16 protein-coding genes are annotated in these 15,156 nt (G+C 71.5%); 5 read left to right on the forward strand and 11 right to left on the reverse strand.

Annotated elements, in window-relative coordinates; all coding sequences use genetic code 11:
• Window positions 1-10: 10 nt before the first annotated feature.
• Complete coding sequence (locus tag CP977_RS22190; protein ID WP_152370702.1) at window positions 11-1,420, reverse strand: class II fumarate hydratase; 1,410 nt, start codon at window positions 1,418-1,420, stop codon at window positions 11-13.
• A 106-nt stretch (window positions 1,421-1,526) separates the two neighbouring features.
• On the opposite strand from CP977_RS22190, the gene CP977_RS22195 reads away from it, so the two are divergent.
• Complete coding sequence (locus tag CP977_RS22195; RefSeq protein WP_062752439.1) at window positions 1,527-3,071, forward strand: ricin-type beta-trefoil lectin domain protein; 1,545 nt, start codon at window positions 1,527-1,529, stop codon at window positions 3,069-3,071.
• A gap of 63 nt (window positions 3,072-3,134) precedes the next feature.
• Here CP977_RS22195 and CP977_RS22200 read toward each other — a convergent pair whose 3' ends face one another.
• From CP977_RS22200 to CP977_RS35540, 5 genes are all read right to left on the reverse strand, one after another.
• Window positions 3,135-3,821, reverse strand: a complete 687-nt coding sequence (locus tag CP977_RS22200; RefSeq protein WP_062752438.1) for a lipoprotein — start codon at window positions 3,819-3,821, stop codon at window positions 3,135-3,137.
• Between the two features lie 38 nt (window positions 3,822-3,859).
• Complete coding sequence (locus CP977_RS22205; protein WP_062752437.1) at window positions 3,860-4,510, reverse strand: HAD family acid phosphatase; 651 nt, start codon at window positions 4,508-4,510, stop codon at window positions 3,860-3,862.
• A gap of 573 nt (window positions 4,511-5,083) precedes the next feature.
• Complete coding sequence (locus CP977_RS22210; protein WP_109185295.1) at window positions 5,084-5,485, reverse strand: VOC family protein; 402 nt, start codon at window positions 5,483-5,485, stop codon at window positions 5,084-5,086.
• Complete coding sequence (locus CP977_RS22215; RefSeq protein ID WP_109185618.1) at window positions 5,482-6,003, reverse strand: cupin domain-containing protein; 522 nt, start codon at window positions 6,001-6,003, stop codon at window positions 5,482-5,484. Before CP977_RS22215 ends, CP977_RS22210 begins: the two co-directional genes overlap by 4 nt.
• A 70-nt stretch (window positions 6,004-6,073) precedes the next feature.
• Window positions 6,074-6,697: a hypothetical protein gene (locus CP977_RS35540; RefSeq protein ID WP_372460615.1), complete on the reverse strand. Its 624-nt coding sequence runs from the start codon at window positions 6,695-6,697 to the stop codon at window positions 6,074-6,076.
• Between the two features lie 161 nt (window positions 6,698-6,858).
• Here CP977_RS35540 and CP977_RS22225 point away from each other — a divergent pair, with 161 nt between their 5' ends.
• A complete protein-coding gene (locus tag CP977_RS22225; protein ID WP_152370703.1) occupies window positions 6,859-7,365 on the forward strand; it encodes a MarR family winged helix-turn-helix transcriptional regulator in 507 nt (168 codons plus the stop codon).
• A gap of 392 nt (window positions 7,366-7,757) precedes the next feature.
• On the opposite strand, the gene CP977_RS22230 is transcribed toward CP977_RS22225, so the two are convergent.
• The gene (locus tag CP977_RS22230) at window positions 7,758-9,428 is read right to left on the reverse strand and encodes a fumarate hydratase (RefSeq protein ID WP_152370704.1); all 1,671 of its coding nucleotides are present in this window, start codon (window positions 9,426-9,428) and stop codon (window positions 7,758-7,760) included.
• Between the two features lie 196 nt (window positions 9,429-9,624).
• Here CP977_RS22230 and CP977_RS22235 point away from each other — a divergent pair, with 196 nt between their 5' ends.
• Together CP977_RS22235 and CP977_RS22240 are read left to right on the forward strand one after the other, a co-directional pair.
• Complete coding sequence (locus tag CP977_RS22235; RefSeq protein WP_062752433.1) at window positions 9,625-10,347, forward strand: DUF1707 SHOCT-like domain-containing protein; 723 nt, start codon at window positions 9,625-9,627, stop codon at window positions 10,345-10,347.
• A gap of 169 nt (window positions 10,348-10,516) precedes the next feature.
• Window positions 10,517-10,888 (forward strand): WhiB family transcriptional regulator, encoded by a 372-nt coding sequence (locus tag CP977_RS22240; RefSeq protein WP_062752432.1) that lies wholly within the window; start codon window positions 10,517-10,519, stop codon window positions 10,886-10,888.
• A 138-nt stretch (window positions 10,889-11,026) separates the two neighbouring features.
• Here the strand turns inward: CP977_RS22240 and glpX are convergent, their stop codons facing one another.
• On the reverse strand, window positions 11,027-12,058 hold the full coding sequence (gene glpX / locus CP977_RS22245; protein WP_053645839.1) for a class II fructose-bisphosphatase: 1,032 nt from the start codon (window positions 12,056-12,058) through the stop codon (window positions 11,027-11,029).
• Between the two features lie 140 nt (window positions 12,059-12,198).
• Here glpX and CP977_RS22250 point away from each other — a divergent pair, with 140 nt between their 5' ends.
• On the forward strand, window positions 12,199-12,732 hold the full coding sequence (locus CP977_RS22250; RefSeq protein ID WP_183953231.1) for a DUF4245 domain-containing protein: 534 nt from the start codon (window positions 12,199-12,201) through the stop codon (window positions 12,730-12,732).
• Window positions 12,733-12,843: 111 nt separating this feature from the next.
• Here CP977_RS22250 and CP977_RS22255 read toward each other — a convergent pair whose 3' ends face one another.
• The 3 genes from CP977_RS22255 to xseA all read right to left on the reverse strand — a co-directional run bounded on the left by CP977_RS22255 (window position 12,844) and on the right by xseA (window position 15,129).
• Window positions 12,844-13,434 carry a malonic semialdehyde reductase gene (locus CP977_RS22255; protein WP_062752431.1) on the reverse strand — a complete coding sequence of 197 codons (591 nt, stop codon included), beginning with the start codon at window positions 13,432-13,434 and terminating at the stop codon, window positions 12,844-12,846.
• A gap of 172 nt (window positions 13,435-13,606) precedes the next feature.
• The gene (locus CP977_RS22260) at window positions 13,607-13,855 is read right to left on the reverse strand and encodes an exodeoxyribonuclease VII small subunit (RefSeq protein ID WP_062752430.1); all 249 of its coding nucleotides are present in this window, start codon (window positions 13,853-13,855) and stop codon (window positions 13,607-13,609) included.
• A gap of 56 nt (window positions 13,856-13,911) precedes the next feature.
• The gene (gene xseA, locus CP977_RS22265) at window positions 13,912-15,129 is read right to left on the reverse strand and encodes an exodeoxyribonuclease VII large subunit (protein ID WP_062752429.1); all 1,218 of its coding nucleotides are present in this window, start codon (window positions 15,127-15,129) and stop codon (window positions 13,912-13,914) included.
• Window positions 15,130-15,156: the final 27 nt, after the last annotated feature.

A 15,156-nucleotide genomic window follows, 5' to 3' on the forward strand; every position in this document is an offset into this window, starting at 1 on the left:
CCGCGAGGCTCTACGGGTGCGTCATCCGCAGCACGTCCAGCGCCTCGTCCAGCTGTTCCACCGTGAGGTCGCCCCGCTCGACGTAGCCGGACTCCAGGACCACCTCGCGGATGGTCTTCCGCTCGGCCAGGGACCTCTTGGCGACCTTCGCGGCCTCCTCGTAGCCGATGTACTTGTTGAGCGGGGTGACCACGGACGGCGAGGACTCGGCGTACTCGCGGGCCCGTTCGGCGTTGGCCGTGATCCCGTCCACCGTGCGGTCCGCGAGCAGCCGGGAGGCGTTGGCCAGAAGCCGTACGGATTCCAGCAGGTTCTTGGCCATCACCGGCAGCATCACGTTGAGCTCGAAGTTCCCGGCCGCGCCCGCCACCGCCACCGTGGTGTCGTTTCCGGTCACCTGCGCGGCGACCATCAGGACCGCCTCGGGGATCACCGGGTTCACCTTGCCCGGCATGATCGAGGAGCCGGGCTGGAGGTCGGGCAGGTTGATCTCGGCGAGGCCCGTGCGCGGCCCGCTGGCCATCCAGCGCAGATCGTTGGCGATCTTGGTGAGGGAGACGGCGATGGTCCTGAGCTGCCCGGACGTCTCCACCAGACCGTCGCGGGCGCCCTGCGCCTCGAAGTGGTCGCGGGCCTCCGTCAGCGGCAGTCCGGTCGTCCGGGCGACCTCCGCGATGACGGCCGCCGAGAAGCCGGCCGGGGTGTTGATGCCGGTGCCCACCGCCGTACCGCCGAGGGGGAGTTCGGCGAGCCGGGGGAGCGCGGCGCGCAGCCGCTCGATCCCGTACCTGACCTGGGCCGCGTAGCCGCCGAACTCCTGGCCGAGGGTGACCGGGGTGGCGTCCATCAGATGCGTGCGGCCGGACTTCACGACCTTCGCGAATTCGGCCGATTTTCGCTCCAGGGAGGCGGCCAGGTGCTCCAGGGCGGGGACCAGGTCGCGGGTGACGGCGCCGGTCGCCGCGATGTGGATGGAGGACGGGAAGACGTCGTTGGACGACTGCGAGGCGTTCACGTGGTCGTTGGGGTGCACCTCCCGGCCCTCCGGCAGCCGCTCGGTGGCGAGGGTGGCGATCACCTCGTTGGTGTTCATGTTGGACGAGGTGCCCGAGCCGGTCTGGAAGACGTCCACGGGGAAGTGCGCGTCCCAGCGCCCCTCCGCGACCTCCTCCGCCGCCGAGGCGATCGCCTCCGCGCGGTCCCCGTCGATCACCCCGAGCCCGGCGTTGACCCTGGCGGCGGCGGCCTTGATCCGGGCCAGGGCCTCGATGTGGGCGCGCTCCAGGCGCTGGCCCGAGACCGGGAAGTTCTCCACCGCCCGCTGGGTCTGGGCCCGCCACTTGGCGTGCGCGGGGACCCGCACCTCGCCCATGGAGTCGTGCTCGATCCGGAAGTCCCCGGCCTGCTCGCTGTCGTTCATCTTCTCCAACCTCCCGTAAAAGGTGAGCACTTGTCTTGTTCGATGTATTCCCAAGGCGCGTACCGGCCAGTAAAAACCGTGGGTAACCCCACTTCCAGGAGGCGCAATGACGCGCACCAGGTACAGATTCCGCCGGTCCGCCGCCGCCGTCGCCACGGCCGCCGCGATCCTCGGAACGATGATCGCGGCCACCGCTCCCGCCGGCGCGGCCGACACGACCACGGCGGCGGGTCCGAGGGCGGCCACCGCCTCCGTACCCCTGCCCCCCGCCCTGGAGGCCATCCGGGCCGCCGAGGCGACCAAAATCTACGGAAGCCCCGAGGAGCGCCCGCTCGACCAGCGCAAGAGCGGCCTGATCTCGCTCGGCGACAGCGAGATCTCCGGCGAGGGCGTCGGCACCTACGAGCCCCCCACCAACGGCCCCACCAACTGGTGCCACCGCTCGCCCGAGGCCGCCGTCCACCGCACCGGAATCCCCGCGGACCTCACGTTCAACGTGTCCTGCTCCGGCGCGTACACCGGGAACATCAGGATCGGCGGCTCCAAGCAGTACGCCGACGAACTCGTCCAGAGCGACAGCCTCGCCATCAAGGCCCGCAACACCCGCATCAAGATGGTCCTGCTCGTCGCCGGGGCCAACGACGACCTCCAGTTCGGCCCCGTCATGACCGACTGCGTCACCCGCTACCTGCTCAGCCAGGGCGCCTGCGAACCCAAGTACGCCCCCGGCTGGCAGGCTCGCGTCGACGGGCTCGTCCCCAAGGTCGAGCAGACCGTCCGCGACCTCAGGACCGTCATGCGCGACGCCGGATACGCCGACGGCGACTACAAGCTCGTCCTCATGGGCTACCCGAGCCCGATCGGCCCCGACTTCCGCGACAACCCGAACTTCCCCGGCAAGCTGGTCTGCGGCGGCCTGGGCTACGACTCCGACACCGTCTGGGGCCGCAACACCGCCGTCCCCGCCTTCGAGCGCGGCATGCGGAAGGCCGCCGCCTCCACCGGCGCCACCTACCTCGACAACTCCCGCCTCTTCCACGGCCACGAGGTCTGCACCGAGGACCCCTGGGCCCGGGGCCTCTACATCGACCTCTCCAAGCCCGGCCTCCCGGACGAGAACTCGGTCCGGCAGTCCTTCCACCCCAACGCGAGCGGGCACGCCGCCTTCGCGTCCTGCCTCACCCAGCTCTACGCCTCGGGCCTGCGCGAGGCGAGCTGCGCCGACGTGAACTCCACCGGGAAGCCCGCCCTCTTCCCGCTCGCCTGGGACGACGCCTACCGCCCGCTGAAGAACCGGGCGACCGGCAACTGCCTGGACGCCGACGCCGCCGGCAGCGCCAACGGCACCCGGGTCCTCGGCTGGGACTGCCACGACGGGCGCAACCAGACCTGGTGGTACGACTCCGCCCGGCAGACCGTCCACACCGGCCTCACCCAGGACCGCTGCCTGGACGTGCCCGACCTCCAGTACCGCGCCGGCACGGGCCTGATCCTCTGGAACTGCCACGGCGGCGCGAACCAGAAGTTCGTCCGCGACGGCGACACCCTCCGGCCCGCCGCCGCGACCGGCATGTGCCTCGCCCAGGGCGCGGCGAAGGAGCAGATCAGGCTCCGGGCCTGCGACGGCTCCGCGAGCCAGAAGTTCGCGTAGCCCGCACCCGGCCGGGAACGCCGCGGCCCCCGTCCGACGAGGGACGGGGGCCGCGGCCGTGCCTCAGAGCGCCTTCAGGGTCGTACGGGCCAGCTCGTACGCCGGGAGCATCTCGCGGTGCTCCTCGGTGTCCATGCCGCCGAGGTGGACGACGACCGCCCCCTTCGGCGTGGAGACGGCGAAGGCGCGTTCCTCCTTCTCCTCGTCGAGGAGTTCGCTCCGTACCGTGTAGGTCACCTCGACGGCGGGCAGCGCGCCCGCCGTCGTCTCCCGGTACGAGGCGCCGGAACTCCCCTTCTCCGCCTTCACGAACCCTTCGAGCACGGCCCGCGCGGAGCCCTTCTTCGCCGTCCACACCCGTAGGAAGCCGATGTGTCCGGCCGGCTTGGCGTCCACCTCGCAGCGGACGGTGGCCGGTCCCTGCCGGGTGAGCACCGCGAAGTCCGGGTTCTCGGGGTCCCTGATCGCCTTCGGCTTCCAGTCCTTCGCGAGGGAGAAGGAGACCGGCAGCGGGCAGGCCGTCCCCGGCCCGCCGAGGGAGGCGGCGGCGACGGCGGGGCCCGACGGTCCGGCGCTCGAAGGGCGGGCCGTCGAGGGTGCGCCGGTCGACGGCGCGGGGGCCGACGGCCGCGCGCTCGTCGGCCGCGGCGCCGGGGCGGCCTCGGGGAGCGGCTCGGGGCCGCCGCAGCCGGTCAGCAGCGGCCCCGCCGCGAGGAGGACGGGGGCCAGCAGCCGTATCGGGAGTCTCATGATCGGCAGGTTAACCGCCCCCGGAGCCGGAGAGGACGTCAGGAGAGCTTGCCGCCGTAGTCCGGCAGCTTGAAGGCGCGCTCGGCGTGCCCGCCGACCAGGTCGGTGGTGTTGTTGCCGATGTTCGCGATGATCGTGTAGCCCTTGGCCTCGATCTCCGCGCGCTTCTCCGTCTTGTACGCGCTGACCTCGGCGAACAGGTCGGGCAGCGAGCGCACGTACAGGCCGTCGACCGGGTAGCCGGCCTTCTTCAGGTTCCAGTCGGTGAGCGAGTGGATGATCCCGGGCCGTGCGGTGACGAAGAAGACGTCCACCCCGCGCGCGTGCGCGTCCCGGACGAGGTCGCGGACCTCGGCGATGGCCGGGGTGGGCAACTCCCAGAACGGGTGGAAGTCGGTCTCCAGGGAGCTGTTGTCGATGTCGAGGACCAGGGCCTGCTTCTCGCGCCCGGCGTCCTTCGCGCGCTCCTCGACGTACGGGCGCGCCTCGGCGACGACGGCCGCGACGTCCCGGCGCCAGGTGGCGTAGTCGACGCCGGCGAGCGCGGCGGTCGACACCAGGTGGTCGTCCGGGTCGGAGGCGGTGGCGGCGGAGGCGGTGGGCGCGGGTCCGACGACGAGGAACGCGGAGAGCGCGAGCGCGGCGGCGGATCCGGCGGCGGCGCGCCCGCGGAGGGGGGTGGAGGGCATGGGGGCTCCCGAGAGGTCGACCACTGCGGACTGATCGGTGGGTGCTGCTCAGTGCTTGTCATGCTCGCGCCCCATACTGACGGGTAGGCGACGGGAGGGCTACCGGTCGGTAGCGACTTTCTGACCCCACGGCACCGGGACGCGACTGCGTACGGTCCGACGGCGCCCAGTCGCGACGGCTCGCACACGGCCGCGTCCGGACGCGACCGCGCCCCCGACCCGAAGGGGCCGGGGGCGCACCTGGGGCTGCGCGGGAAGCCGATGAACCGCGAGACCCGATCGGCTGTGGCACAGCCGCGACAGCGGGGGGGGGGGGGGGGGGGGGGGGGCACGTAAGCCCAGTCGCGTACCCGGTAGGAGATTCAGGTCCCGCCGTCGCGGACTTTCCGCGAGGCCGCTGCCAGACAGCCGGCCAGATCGTGCAGCTGCGTCTGTCGGCGTCCAGCGCCATGGACAAGAGCTCGTACATCGGCTCCTTCGGCCGGGCCGGCTGCTCACCGCCGGACGGGTCTCTCCGCACCTGCCTCGGTGGCGAAGACCGCCCGTCCGCGGGTCGCTTCGCCCGCCGCGGGCTCAGACGCCCCAGGTGCGTGAGCACAGCACCAGGCGGTAGCCGTCCGGATCGGTGATCGTCACTCCGTGTTCGTCCCAGTACGGGTTGTGCGCGCCGACCTGGGTGCCACCGGCCGCCACGAGGCGGTCGATCAGGGTTTCGTCCACCGGTTTGCCGAGGTAGACGACGAAGAGGTCGTCCACCGTCGGGGTCGGCTCCAGCGGGTGGTCCGGATCGTGTGTCAGCTCGAAGTGCCAGCTGCCGCCGGTCGGGCCGAGCATCAGCAGGTCGTGCTCGCCCGGCACGCGTTCGGTCGTCCGCCACAGAACTTCCAGTCCCAGGCCCGCTACGTAGAAGCGTTCTGCGGCGGTGAGGTCGCACGAGGGCCGGGCCACCCGGACCCGGGTCGCGGAGTCGATCATGCGGAACGCTCCAGGGCGGCGCGCCAGACGGGGCTGTCGACGTAGTGGTTGTCGAAGCGCTCCGAGGACTCGGCGATCTCCTTCGGGTCCGCCTCGCCCCGCATCACCCGGCCGAGCAGGCGCAGGTAGTCGAACCTGTCCATGCCGGGGGTGAAGACGAACAGGACGTCCGCCTCGCAGCCCGGGGCGGCGGCGAAGGCGTGCGGGGTGCGGGGTGGCACCGAGAGGAAGTCGCCTTCGTTGAGGACGGTGATCTCGTCGTCCACCAGGACCTGCAGGGACCCACTGATCACGAAGAACAGCTCCGTCGCTCGGGTGTGGAAGTGGGCCGGCGCCCCCACCGCGCCCTTCGCGAAGGTGGATCGGTAGCTCGTGCAGCCGCCGGCGGTGCCGTCCGAGTCGGCCAGCAGGGTCATCACGCTGCTCGGGTCGGAACAGGTCTCGGCGTCCGCGTGGCGGGTCAGTACCGCTGCGGGCGGAGTCGTGGTCGTGGACGCGGCGGGTGTTTCCTTGTTCATGATCATGATCCTGGGATTGTGAGTGGTTGGCATGCAGGTCATTGCCGGCTCGCGTTCGCGAGAGGGCGTTTCAGTCGCCCAGGCCCAGGGCGATCGGGGCCGCGATCGCCGGCCCGAAGGCGCCGCCGAGCTGGTGGCAGAGGTTGAACGGGCCGATCGCGGTGGGGCGTTGGCTGGTCGGCGCGGCCCGGGTCGCGTACACCGCGAGCGACGCCTGGCCCGCACTCGCCGTGAAGACGGCCGGCGTCGCGACCGGCAGGAGCAGCGGCGGCCGGGGGCTCAGTGCTGCGGTGGGCGGAGCCAGGGCTCCGGCCGTGAGCAGGATGGCCGGGAGGCACGGGCGGCTCGTCCGGGTCGAGGAGGCGGCCGGCGCCATGGAGAGCGTCGAGCCCGCGAGGAGGGCGACGAGCCGACCGGTGCCGATCGTGGCGGTCGACCAGCCGGTACGGTCGCGCAGCAGCCGCGGAACGGTGAAGGGCGGCGTGAGATAAGCCGCCCGGAACGTCCGGTCGGGCAGGGCCGGCTCCTCGCGGACCGGGCGGGCGGCGAAGACGACGTCCTTGGCCCGCGGAGAGTGCGGGAGCGGCGCGGGAAGCTCCTCATGGAACTCGTTGTCGGCGGCGAGGACCGCGACCGGCGGCGCGGCCGAGGTCTTCGACCGGTCGCCCTCGGTCATGTGCTGCGCGGGCCTCACGGAAGAGGAGGTCCTGGGCGGCGGGATCGAGAGTGGGCGCGGACATCGGGTGCTCCTGTCATTCAGCCTTGATAATCTCAACGTTGAGATAAAATCAGCTCGACTCCCTCAACGTCAAGTATCTCAACGTTGAGAAGGTGTCCATTGAGAGGAGTGCGGCGATGAGCGATGCCGTGGACGTGATCATCGGCCAGTGGGTCAAGGAGCGCCCCGATGCGGCGGAGGATCTCTGGCCGGTGGAACTCTTCGCCCGGATCCAGCGGCTGGCCAGGGTGGTCGACAAGTCAGCCAAAGCCACGGCCGCCGCGCACGGAGTGGAGCACGGCGAGTTCGACGTTCTCACCACGCTGCAGCGCTCCGGACCGCCGTACGCCCTCACCGCCGGGGCCTTCCTCAAGGCGTCCATGGTGACCTCCGGCGCGATCACCAACCGCATCGACAAGATGGAGGCCAAGGGCCTGGTCGAGCGGGTACGTGAGAGCGACGACCGGCGCACCGTCAAGATCCGCCTCACCGCACGCGGACACGAGGTCACCCGGGTCGCCTTCGCCGACCATCTGGCGAATTACGCGCAGTTGCTCGCCGGTGTGGACCGCGGCCTGGTCGAGAAGACCGCCCAGGGCCTCCGGCAGGTGCTTGAGGCCCTGGGTGACACCACTGTCAAGTGATGGCCACCCGGCTGTCGCGAGACGGATGCGACAGGCCATCGCACTCCTCGGAGCCCGCACCCGGCCGAAGAAGCTTGCGCTTCGCAGGTGGTCGCGAGCGGTCGATCCGAGTGGCGGCCGAACGCCACCTCGCCGACGTCCTGAGCCTTTTCCGTCTGACCGTCAGCTCCTTCGGTCATGCCCGGCAGAGCCTCCGCAACGCGATGGCCCACTGCGGATCTGCTGGTCACGGACCTGTCACCAGTTGGCGTGATCCCTCAAAGACGCGCCCTCGACCGGCACGGACGTGAGGTCGAAAAGGGCTCGGGGCTTACCGAGCGGCGAGCGCGTCACGGCAAGGGGAGAGCCCCCGGCCGTCCGCCGGGGGCTCTGGCGGTTCCGGGGGGGGCGCCTCAGGCCAGACCGGGGCCCCGCACCGGGATGTGCGTGAACGTCGGCTCCGGGGCCGGGTTCTGGAAGAAGTCGTTGCCCTTGTCGTCCACGACGATGAACGCCGGGAAGTCCTCGACCTCGATCTTCCAGACCGCCTCCATGCCGAGCTCCTCGTACTCGACGACCTCGACCTTCTTGATGCAGTCCTGCGCCAGCCGCGCCGCCGGGCCGCCGATCGAGCCGAGGTAGAAGCCGCCGTGCGCGCCGCACGCGTCCGTGACCTGCTGGGAGCGGTTGCCCTTGGCCAGCATGACCTTCGAGCCGCCCGCCGCCTGGAACTGCGCCACGTACGAGTCCATGCGGCCGGCCGTCGTCGGGCCGAAGGAGCCGGAGGCGTACCCCTCGGGGGTCTTCGCCGGGCCCGCGTAGTACACCGGGTGGTCCTTCAGGTACTGCGGCATCTCCTCGCCCGCGTCCAGGCGCTCCTTGATCTTGGCGTGCGCGATGTCGCGCGCCACGACCAGCGGGCCGGTGAGCGAGAGGCGGGTCTTGACCGGGTGCCTGGTCAGCTCGGCGAGGATCTCGTCCATCGGCCGGTTGAGGTCGACCCGCACGACGTCGGAGGCCTCGTCGAGGTGCTCGTCGGTGGTGTCCGGCAGGAACCGCGCCGGGTCCGTCTCCAGCTGCTCCAGGAAGACGCCCTCGGCGGTGATCTTCGCGACGGCCTGGCGGTCGGCCGAGCAGGAGACGGCGATGGCGACGGGCAGCGAGGCGCCGTGGCGGGGGAGGCGGACCACGCGCACGTCGTGGCAGAAGTACTTGCCGCCGAACTGCGCGCCGATGCCGATCTTCTGCGTCAGCTCGAAGACCTTCTCCTCCAGCTCCTTGTCGCGGAAGCCGTGCCCGGTCTCGGCCGAGCCCTCGGTGGGCAGCTCGTCCAGGTAGTGCGCGGAGGCGTACTTCGCGGTCTTCAGGGCGAACTCGGCGCTGGTGCCGCCGACGACGATCGCCAGGTGGTACGGCGGGCAGGCGGCCGTGCCGAGCGAGCGGATCTTCTCCTCCAGGAACTTCATCATGGAGGCCTCGTTGAGGACCGCCTTGGTCTCCTGGTAGAGGAAGGACTTGTTGGCGGAGCCGCCGCCCTTGGCCATGAAGAGGAACTTGTACGCGCCGCCGTCGGTCGCGTACAGCTCGATCTGCGCGGGCAGGTTCGAGCCGGTGTTCTTCTCCTCCCACATGGTCACCGGGGCCATCTGCGAGTACCGCAGGTTCAGCTTGGTGTACGCGTCGTAGACGCCCTTCGACAGGGCCTCCTCGTCGCGGCCGGAGGTCAGCACGTTCTGGCCGCGCTTGCCCATGACGATCGCGGTACCGGTGTCCTGGCACATCGGCAGGACGCCGGCGGCGGCGATGTTCGCGTTCTTGAGGAGGTCGAGCGCGACGAACTTGTCGTTCGAGGACGCCTCGGGGTCGTCGATGATCCGGCGCAGCTGGGCCAGGTGGGCCGGGCGCAGGAAGTGCTGGATGTCGTGGATCGCCTCGGCGGCCAGCCGCCGCAGCGCCTCGGGCTCGACCTTGAGGAACGTACGCCCGTCGGCCTCGAAGGTGGAGACGCCTTCGGCGGTCACCAGGCGGTAGGGCGTGGTGTCCTCTCCCAGGGGGAGCAGATCGGAGTACGAAAACTCTGGCATGACGGCGGTCATTCCTCACTCGGCGGGCGACGGCGCCGCCTCCGTCGGCAGCGCGCCCTCCAGCGTAGAACGCACCCGTTCCGCCGGTCCTGTGAGGTAAGGCTCACTTGGCGCGGACCGACCCGGTCCGGCTCCGTCCGCAGGACCCGGCCCCGCCCCCTGGTCGCGATCTATCGCGTTTCGCTAGGCTGGCTCCGTGGACCTCGAAAAGCAGCCCGAACCCGAGAAGCAGCCGCAGCCGCAGCGGCCGGCCGCCCCCGCCGAGACCGCCCCCGCGGAGCCCGCCTTCGCCGATCCGCGGGGCGCGCTGCGGGCCTCGGACGCGGACCGGGACCGGATCGCCGACATCCTCAGGGACGCCCTGGCCGAGGGACGGCTCGACGCCGAGGAGCACTCGGACCGGATCGACGCGGTCTACCGGGCCAAGACGGTCGGGGAGCTGGAGCCGATCGTCCGCGACCTGCCGGCCGCCCGGACCTCCCGGCCGGGGCCCGAGCCGGCCTACTCCTACGGCCCCGACGACGAGGGGGGCGCCCCGGACAACCTCGTCGCGGTCTTCTCCAGCACCACCCGCAAGGGCCGCTGGCGGGTCAGCCGCCGGACGAACGCCTTCGCGCTCTTCGGGAACATCGAGATCGACCTGACCGAGGCGATCTTCGCCCAGCGCCTGACCACGATCAACGCCACCTCCATCTTCGGCAACGTCGAGGTGCGGGTCCCGGAGAACATCAGCCTGCGCGGCAACGGCAGCGGCATCTTCGGGAACTTCGAGGTGGTGACCCTGGAGGGCGTCGACCCGCAGGCCCCGGTCGTCGTCATCAACGGCTACTCGGTCTTCGGGAACGTCGAGGCGCGGCCCAAGCGCGGCAAGTGGATCACGGACCTCCAGGACAAGATGCGCAAACACCTCGGCCACTGACGGGCGTTCGCGAGCGGGGAGCCCCTCCGGGCGGGCGACCGGAATGCGTCGCGGGGCATCCGCAGTGCGGAACGGCGCGGCACCCAGTGCATAGGCGCGCGCACAGCGGGTAAGGCTCGTGGCATCGCCTCTCGCTCGCGAAGTCGCCGTCAGTCGTCAGGAGTAGACCGTGCTGCAACTGCCGCATCAGCCCCTCCAGGCCGTCGCCGTCCCCCCTTCCCGCACCCCGGCCCGCGAGGACGAGGGCGGCCCGTGGCACGCGGAGGCGGTCTGCCGCCGTGACGAGGCAGGACTCTTCTTCGCCCCCTCCAAGGAGCCGACGGCCGCGCGCCTCGCCCGCGAGGAGGCCGCCAAGCGGGTCTGCGCGCGCTGCCCCGTGATGGTCGAGTGCCGCGAGCACGCACTGCTCCAGCCCGAGCCGTACGGGGTGTGGGGCGGGCTCACGGCGGCGGAGCGCCGCGTGGTCCTCGCCCGGCGCCGGCGGCGCGAGGTGGAGCTGAGGAAGACGGCCGCGCCGGAGCGGATCGCCAAGGCGGGCTGACGGAGGCCGGAGACCTCCGCCGGTCCGCACGAAGAGGGGCGCCCCCACCGCACATGGGGGCGCCCCTCTCCGTTGTCTTCTCTTCGCGCCGCTTCTTCGTGCCGTCCGGCGGGCGGGTGCCCGCCCGCCGGCCCGCGGCTACTTGGCGCGGTCGAAGTCGATCTTGCTGTACGCGCGCAGCTTCGAGAGCCGGTGCGTGGAGTCGATCTGGCGGATCGTGCCGGACTTCGAGCGCATGACCAGGGACTGCGTGGTCGCCGTCTCGGCGCGGTAGCGCACCCCGCGCAGCAGCTCGCCGTCGGTGATGCCGGTCGCGACGAAGAAGACGTTGTCGCCGCTGACCAGGTCGTCGGTGGAGAGGACCCGGTCCAGGTCGTGGCCCGCGTCGAGCGCCTTCTGCCGCTCGGCGTCGTCCTTCGGCCACAGCTTGCCCTGGATCACGCCGCCGAGGCACTTGATCGCGCAGGCGGAGATGATGCCCTCGGGGGTGCCGCCGATGCCCATGAGCATGTCGACGCCGGTGCCCTCGCGGACGGCCATGATCGAACCGGCGACGTCGCCGTCCGAGATGAACTTGATCCGGGCCCCGGTCTCGCGGATCTCCTTGACGATGCCCTCGTGGCGGGGGCGGTCCAGGATGACGACCGTGATGTCCTCGGGCGAGGAGTTCTTCGCCCTGGCGACCCGGCGGATGTTGACCGAGACGGGGGCGTTGATGTCGACGAAGTCGGCGGCCTCCGGGCCGGTGACCAGCTTGTCCATGTAGAAGACCGCGGACGGGTCGAACATGGTGCCGCGGTCGGCGGCGGCCAGGACGGCGATCGCGTTCGGCATGCCCTTGGCGTTGAGGGTGGTGCCGTCGATCGGGTCGACCGCGATGTCCACCTCGGCGCCGGTGCCGTCGCCGACCCGCTCGCCGTTGAACAGCATGGGCGCTTCGTCCTTCTCGCCCTCGCCGATGACGACGACGCCGTCCATCGAGACGGTGGAGATCAGGGTCCGCATGGCGTTGACCGCCGCGCCGTCCGCGCCGATCTTGTCGCCCCGGCCGACCCAGCGTCCCGCGGCCATGGCGGCGGCCTCGGTGACGCGCACCAGTTCGAGGGCGAGGTTGCGGTCGGGGGCCTCGGGGGAGACCTCCAGTTCGGGCGGGAGGGTGTGCTCGGTCATCGTTGCGCACCTTTCTGTACGGCGACGGCCGGAAATCTGTACGGCGACGGCCGGAGAATACGAGGGTGCTGCGACTCTATCGTCAGGTCGACAAATTGAGCAGAGGGGCCCACGTATGAGCGCGGGACCGTGATGCGACCATGGGGGGCGTGGCAGGTATGCGAGGCAGGCAGACGGTACGCGGGATGTTCCAGTCCCTCGGTGTGATCATGGTCGCCGCGGGCGTGATGTATCTCTTCATCCCGCACGACGAGGACGCGGACCCGGTGAAGGCGAAGGACTACCGGGTCGAACTCCTGACGGCCCAGCGGGCGGCGCCGTACCCGGTGCTGGCCCCCCAGGGCCTCGACGAGGGCTGGAAGGCCACGGTCGTCTCGTACAAGCGCGAGAACGCCGACGCCTGGCAGCTCGGCTTCCTCTCCCCGGACACCCAGTACGTGGCGATCCACCAGTCGACGGCGAAGCCGGGCGCGTTCGTGCCCAAGGTGTCCCAGGGCGCGAAGGACACCGGGAAGACCGAGACGGTGGCCGGCCAGGCGTGGCAGCGCTGGGAGGGTCCGAAGTACGACGCGCTCGTGCGGACCGAGGGCGGCGCGACGACCGTGGTGACCGGCACGGCGTCCTTCGAGCGGCTGGCCGAGATGGCGGCCTCGCTGCGGTCGCAGAAGGTCTGAGCGGTACGCGAAGGCGCACGGCACACGGGATTACGGGAAGGGCCCCGCACTCGTGGAGTGCGGGGCCCTTCGGCGTGCCCGTACGGGCCGTGGTCACCGGCCTCGGACGTCTCAGACGGTGGTGACGACCTCGTCGAAGGAGAGGCGCGGGGAGCGCGGGAACCAGGCGTCCTCCCCCGGCTTGCCGATGTTGACGACCATCAGCGGGGTGTGGTCGGCGTCCAGGAACTCCTTCTGGACGCCGGCGAAGTCCAGGCCGGTCATCGGGCCGGCGGCCAGGCCGGCGGCGCGGACGCCGACGATGAAGTACGCGGCCTGGAGGGCGGCGTTCAGCAGGGCGGACTGCTCGCGGACCGGGCGCTCGGCGAAGAACATGTCCTTGGCCTGCGGGAAGTGCGGGAGCAGGGCCGGCAGCTCCTCGTGGAACTCGTTGTCCGCGGAGAGGATCGCGACGAGCGGCGCGGCGGCGGTCTTCGGCCGGTTGCCCTCGGCCATGTGCTTCACCAGGCGCTCGCGGGCCTCGGGGGAGCGGACCAGGGTGATGCGCAGCGGGGACTGGTTGAAGGCGGTGGGGCCGTACTTCACCAGGTCGTAGATCGCCTGCACCTGCTCGTCGGTCACCGGCTCGTCGGTGAACGTGTTGGCGGTGCGGGCCTCGCGGAAGAGGAGTTCCTGGGCGGCGGGGTCAAGGGCGAGGGACATGCTGCGTACCTTCCGGACTGCACGAGACTGCACAAGGTGGGGATCGCTCGTACAAAGTTCAAGCGATGTCCTCGACAGTACGCCCGTGATTGGTGAAACTTCAACTACCTGATCCGGATAGTGATCCGCTTCACTCGTGAAGTGTACGCCGGGGCGGGAGCTCCCCGGCGACTCACTCCCCGGCGCCCCCGTCCTCGCCGTCCGCGTCCGCCGCCAGCGCGGCGTCCAGGCGGGCCCGGGCGCCCTCCAGACGGAGCCGGCAGACCTTCGCCAGCTCCTCGCCGCGCTCCCAGAGCGCGAGGGAGTCCTCCAGGGTGGTGCCGCCCGCTTCGAGCCGCCGGACGACCTCGATCAGCTCGTCCCGCGCCTGCTCGTACCCGAGGGCCGCCTCGTCCGCGCCCGTGCTCGTACCCGCTGCCATGTCCGTCCTTCCGTCGATGTGGTGATCTTCAGGGGCTCCTCGGGCCCTCGGGCCGCTCAGCCGGGGTCCGCCACGCGCCGTACCGCGAACTCGCCCTCCGCGACCCGGGCCCGCAGCTCCTCGTCCCCGGCGACCTCGCCGGGGGAGCGGACCACGGTCCCGTCGGCCCGCTGGAGCACCGCGTACCCCCGGTCGAGGGTCGCGGCGGGCGACAGCGCGCGGACCCGCGCCCGCGTGTGCGAGAGCTCCGAGTCGGCCCGGTCGAGCAGGTGGCCGAGGACCCGCCGGCTGCGGGCGAGCAGCGCGGACACCTCGTCCTCGCGGACCTCGACCATCCGCAGCGGCTGCTCCATGACGGGCCGCGCGAGCGCGTGCGCCAGACCGCGCTCCTCCCGGTCCAGGAGCCCCTGCACGGTCCGCAGCGCCCGGTCCCGCAGGCCGCGCACCCGCTCCAGCTCCTCGCCGACGTCCGGGACGACCTTCTTGGCCGCGTCCGTCGGCGTCGAGGCGCGCAGGTCGGCCACCAGGTCGAGCAGGGGCGAGTCCGGCTCGTGCCCGATCGCGGAGACCACCGGCGTACGGCAGTCGGCCACGGCCCGGACGAGCTGCTCGTCCGAGAACGGCAGCAGGTCCTCGACGCTGCCGCCGCCCCGGGCCACGACGATCACGTCCACGTCCTCGTCCGCGTCGAGCTCGCGGACCGCCTGGACGACCTGCGGGACGGCCTTCACGCCCTGCACCGCGACGTTCCGCACCTCGAAGGCGACGGCGGGCCAGCGGCGGCGCGCGTTCTCCAGGACGTCCCGCTCGGCCGCCGACGCGCGACCGCAGACGAGACCGATCCGGCGCGGCAGGAACGGCAGCCGCTTCTTCCGCTCGGGCGCGAACAGCCCCTCGGCGGCCAGGGACCGCTTCAGCTGTTCGAGCCGGGCGAGCAGCTCCCCGATCCCGACCGGCTTGATCTCGGCGGCCCGCAGCGACAACTGCCCGCGCGGCGCGTACCACTCGGGCTTGGCGTGCACGACGACCCTGGCCCCCTCCGACACGAGGTCCGCGACCGCGTCGAAGACCTGCCGGTAGCAGGTGACGCCGACGGAGACGTCGTGCGAGGGGTCCCGGAGCGTCAGGAAGACGACCCCGGCACCGGGGCGCCGCGACAGCTGCGTGATCTGCCCCTCGACCCAGACGGCCCCGAGCCGGTCGATCCAGCCCCCGATCATCCGGGAGACCTCACCGACGGGCAGCGGCGTTTCGGCGGACGTAGTCAGAGCCATGGACCGAGCGTAACGGCGCGGTACGAC

It is taken from the genome of Streptomyces cinereoruber (genome assembly GCF_009299385.1).
Classification (GTDB): Bacteria; Actinomycetota; Actinomycetes; order Streptomycetales; family Streptomycetaceae; genus Streptomyces; species Streptomyces bikiniensis.

Coding starts and splice junctions, on each gene's coding strand:
- CP977_RS22260 (WP_062752430.1), bottom strand. CDS start 13,855: ATGGCAGCGGGTACGAGCACGGGCGCGGACGAGGCGGCCCTCGGGTAC.
- CP977_RS22255 (WP_062752431.1), bottom strand. CDS start 13,434: ATGTCCCTCGCCCTTGACCCCGCCGCCCAGGAACTCCTCTTCCGCGAG.
- CP977_RS22200 (WP_062752438.1), bottom strand. CDS start 3,821: ATGAGACTCCCGATACGGCTGCTGGCCCCCGTCCTCCTCGCGGCGGGG.
- CP977_RS22195 (WP_062752439.1), top strand. CDS start 1,527: ATGACGCGCACCAGGTACAGATTCCGCCGGTCCGCCGCCGCCGTCGCC.
- CP977_RS22205 (WP_062752437.1), bottom strand. CDS start 4,510: ATGCCCTCCACCCCCCTCCGCGGGCGCGCCGCCGCCGGATCCGCCGCC.
- CP977_RS22225 (WP_152370703.1), top strand. CDS start 6,859: ATGAGCGATGCCGTGGACGTGATCATCGGCCAGTGGGTCAAGGAGCGC.
- glpX (WP_053645839.1), bottom strand. CDS start 12,058: ATGACCGAGCACACCCTCCCGCCCGAACTGGAGGTCTCCCCCGAGGCC.
- CP977_RS22190 (WP_152370702.1), bottom strand. CDS start 1,420: ATGAACGACAGCGAGCAGGCCGGGGACTTCCGGATCGAGCACGACTCC.
- CP977_RS22215 (WP_109185618.1), bottom strand. CDS start 6,003: ATGAACAAGGAAACACCCGCCGCGTCCACGACCACGACTCCGCCCGCA.
- CP977_RS22230 (WP_152370704.1), bottom strand. CDS start 9,428: ATGCCAGAGTTTTCGTACTCCGATCTGCTCCCCCTGGGAGAGGACACC.
- CP977_RS22210 (WP_109185295.1), bottom strand. CDS start 5,485: ATGATCGACTCCGCGACCCGGGTCCGGGTGGCCCGGCCCTCGTGCGAC.
- CP977_RS22250 (WP_183953231.1), top strand. CDS start 12,199: ATGGGGGGCGTGGCAGGTATGCGAGGCAGGCAGACGGTACGCGGGATG.
- xseA (WP_062752429.1), bottom strand. CDS start 15,129: ATGGCTCTGACTACGTCCGCCGAAACGCCGCTGCCCGTCGGTGAGGTC.